The sequence below is a fragment of the Niveispirillum sp. genome (assembly GCF_017996735.1).
In the GTDB taxonomy this organism is placed as follows: domain Bacteria; phylum Pseudomonadota; class Alphaproteobacteria; order Azospirillales; family Azospirillaceae; genus Niveispirillum.
The window spans coordinates 1-3,892 of record NZ_JAGOGJ010000254.1 but is presented as its reverse complement, the minus strand read 5'-3'; the positions used below and the strand labels follow the sequence as shown (position 1 = coordinate 3,892).

The window sequence follows — 3,892 nt, the reverse complement described above, 5'->3', positions numbered from 1 at the left end:
GGCGGCGGGCACCATAGATGATGCCGCCATCGGCCGATGAGGAGTTCTGAAGCTGGCTGGCGATATAGGTCTCGTCAAACAGGTTGGTGACGAACAGTTCCAGGCGTACGCTGTCGGTGGGATCGATGGACAGGCGGGCATCGACCACGTCGCGCGCCGGCAGGGTGGTGACGGCGCTGGGGAACGGGGTCGCGTAGCTTTTGCCCACGTGGCTCCATTGCAGGCGCGGGGTGATGGCCGTCTCTCCCGCCAGGATTTCATACTGCACCCCGGCATTGAGGGTCCATTCCGGGGAGAAGGGCAGCGTGCTGCCCTTTTTCACCAATTCGTTCCGGTTGGCGACAGTGTTCTGCAGCGTCGTATCCTTGGCAAATTCCGCATCCAGATAGCCCAGGCCCGCATTGAAGCCCAGCGCACCGAACCGGCCTTCCAGCTCCAGCTCACCACCCATCGACTGGCCGGCGGCGGCGTTCTGGGTCAGCGGCAGGCCGTTGGCCAGGCTGGCCAACTGCATGTCCTTGTAATCGGAATAGAACAGCGAACCGTTCAGGCGCAGGCGGCGGTCCAGCAGCGTGGTCTTCCACCCCGCCTCATACACCAGATTGGTTTCCGGCCCGAAGGCGGGGCTGGAGGCCGGCAGGTTGCCGCCGCCAGCCTTGTACCCGCGCGAGAGGCTGGCATAGAGCATCGTGTCATCGGTGGCGTGGAAGTTGGCCCCCACCTTGCCGGTGACTTCCTTGGAGCTGAGCTTGCTGATGCCCGTGCCGCCGGCGGAAACGATGCGGTTATAGGTCTGGTCGTCCCAGGAATGGCGCGCACCCAGGATCAGTTCCCATTGCTCCGTCGCGAAATAGTTCGCCTGACCGAACACGGACTGCGACTTGTTCTTTACCTTGGAGATGATGGTCGAGGTGGAGGAGACAAAATTGACGGTGTTGTTGTTGTCGCGCAGAACGGTGATGGGAATATCCTCGTCCATGCGGAAGGCACCGACCACCCAGGTCAGCGGCCCGTCGCCCGTGGAGAGCAGGTTCACTTCGTTGATCAGCGTCTCGATCGTCGTGTCGGTATAGCCGACGCGGCCGACATTGGCGGCAGGGGGACGCGGGCGGGCCGTGGCGGTGCGGTCACCATCGGTCTGGTCCGTCGTGCTGCCATCCTGCCAGGAGGTGAGCGCGCGCAGATCGACACTTTCCGACAGGGCAAACTTTACCTCACCCGACAGGCGGTAGCCCTCCTGCTTCAGGTAGGAGATGGCGTCTTCCTGAATGACATAGGGGTTGGTGCTGACGGTGTCGTTGCGGCGCTTGACCGCGTTGTTGTCGCTGTCGCTGTTGAAATATTCACCGCGCAGGTTGATGCGCAGGGTTTCCGCGTCGTTGCGCAGCGCGATGTTGATGCGCGCGCCCTCCAGATCGATATTGCCGGGGTCGCTGGGGCTGGGGCCGATATTCTTGGAGAAGCTGTCGCGCTTGTCGCGGACGGCGGCGACGCGGACGGCGACATTGTCGCCCAGCCCGACATTCAGCGCGCCGGTGGTGCGATACCAGTCATAGGACGCGATGGTCTGGTCGATGAAACCCTTCACCACCCCGAATTCCGGGTCCGGCGTACGCACATAGATGGCGCCGCCCGTGGAATTCTGGCCCGTCAGCGTACCCTGCGGTCCGCGCAGAACCTCCAGCGAGCCGATATCGTAGAAGGACTGGCTGATGAACTGTTCATGCGGGATCAACTGGCCATCGATGTAATAGGCGACGCCGGGGCTGGAACTGGGCGCCGTCTGCGCGATGCCGACGCCGCGGATATTCACATAGGTGGAACGGTTCACCTGATTGATGGCGATGGAGGGGGAAACCTGCTGGATATCCGCCAGGTTCGCGACACCCTTGCGGATAATGTCGTCACCCGACAGGACGGTGGCGCTGATCGGCACATCCTGCAGGCTCTGTGTCCGGCGTTCCGCCGTCACCACGATCTCTTCCAGCACGGGCACGCTGTCCGCCTGGGCCAATGCTACCGGGGTGATGGCGCTGCCGGCCAGCAAAAGGGTAAGCAGACGCGCCGCCGGGCGCGATGCCAGCTTGTTCATGGATTTCTCCCTTGGGACGGCCTGCTTCCATTGGAAACGGGCTCTTCATTCGTTGAGTTTCACAACGATATGATAGAATAAATCGTAATTCAATATAACAAATTATGCGGCCACGAATTTTCGGCGGCCGCTCCGGATCGGCCGGTCTTTCGCACGCGTGGCAGGGAGGGCGGCGGTCATCGGGATGCCATCCGGGAACAACACTTGTTACCCGCTATAATCATAGGGAAGCAGGGGGGGGCAGACCCGCCGACGGCGGGGAAAACGGAGATATGTTATTCCATATAATGAAAATTGCAGCACTATCCCTTGAAGCAGCTTTGATAAATCCGATCCAGCAAGCCCAGCAGCAAGGTACGTTCCACCGCCGACAGATGGGCCATCACGTCCCGTTCCGTCTCCTCCAGATTGGCGAAAAGCTGCGCCAGCGCCTGCTGCCCCTTCTCCGTCACCGCCAGTTCATAGAAGCGCCGGTCGTTGGCGGAACGGCGGCGTTCGGCCCAGCCACGGCTTTCCAGATCATCCACGATCTGCACCGTGGCCGACTTGTCCAGCCCCACCTCCCGCGACAGAAGGTTCTGCGAAATCCCCGGATTCGCGGCGATGATGGCCAACGAACTGAACAGGCCGGAACGCAGGTTCCAGTCGGCATTGCGGGCGGAGAAATTGCGTGACAAATGGTTCTGTATGCGGCGCAGCCGGAACCCGATGAAATCACCCAGGCGGCCCAGCTCAACCTCGGGCTGGTCGGCCGCATCGATCTTGTCATTCGCCATGGTCATCGTCGGAAAGGGAACAGGATTGGCACAAAAGCTTGATAGCGCAAGCGGGTCGCCCTGTCCGCAAATTACGTTCTTCGGGATCGCATTCGGGAATTTAGATAGTTGTGAACATCAACCGTCTATGTTATGAACAATAACGAAAGGCGAGAGTGCCTTCAGACGGGGCAGAGAACCCCGCTCGCACATCCAGGGAGGATGAAATGTTCCAGAAGTGGACGCCTCGCGGCGCCGCGCCTGTTGCGCTGGCCGTCGGTCTTTACGCAATCCCCGCCATCGCCCAGCAGGCCGCAGCGCCCATCGTGCTGGAAGAAATCATCGTGACGGCGGAACGCCGTTCCACGAACCTTCAGGACACGCCCATCGCCATCACGGCCCTGACGGCTGAAGACCTGCGCGAAAAGGGTGTGGTCGATCTGAAGGGTGTGGCCGACGCGACCCCGAATTTCCAGATGACCACGTCGGGCAACGGTTCCGGCGGCAGCAATTTTGCGCAGCTTTTCATCCGTGGCGTCGGCCAGCCGGACTTCATCATCACCAAGGACCCCGCCGTCGGCATCTATATCGACGGTGTCTATCTGGCGCGCGCACCCGGTGCCGTGCTGGAACTGCTGGATATCGAGCGGGTGGAAGTGCTGCGCGGGCCGCAGGGCACGCTGTTCGGCAAGAACACCTCCGGCGGCGCTCTGAACATCACGACCAAGGCCCCGAGTGACGATTTCGGCGGCGTGGCCGAACTGCGCGTCGGCAATTACGGTCGCATGGATGTCGGCGGTTCGGTCAATGTGCCGCTGGTGGAAGACAAGCTGGCGCTGCGCGTCAGCGCCCTGTCGCGCGATCAGGATGGCTATTACAAGCGCCTGCTGCCGTCCGCCGACGGGACCAAGCGCAATGGCAACGACGTGAATGTGCGCAGCGGGCGCGCCACCCTGGCCTGGACGCCCACCGACAGCCTGCAGGTCACCCTGTCGGGCGACGTGACGCGCGAACGGCAGGCGGCAACGGATTACCAGGCCGTCGG

At 62.0% G+C, this 3,892-nt stretch carries 3 protein-coding genes; 1 reads left to right on the top strand and 2 read right to left on the bottom strand.

Annotation, left to right across the window (positions count from 1 at the left end):
- The coding region (locus KBA48_RS32705; RefSeq protein WP_292912851.1) for a TonB-dependent receptor at positions 1–2,092 on the bottom strand (2,092 nt) is incomplete at its 3' end.
- 302 nt (positions 2,093–2,394) lie between these two features.
- Positions 2,395–2,868, bottom strand: a complete 474-nt coding sequence (locus tag KBA48_RS32700; protein WP_292912850.1) for a MarR family transcriptional regulator — start codon at positions 2,866–2,868, stop codon at positions 2,395–2,397.
- Positions 2,869–3,074: 206 nt separating this feature from the next.
- Between KBA48_RS32700 and KBA48_RS32695 the strand changes: the two genes are divergently transcribed.
- Positions 3,075–3,892: TonB-dependent receptor (locus KBA48_RS32695; protein ID WP_292912849.1), on the top strand; the 818-nt coding region annotated here is incomplete at its 3' end.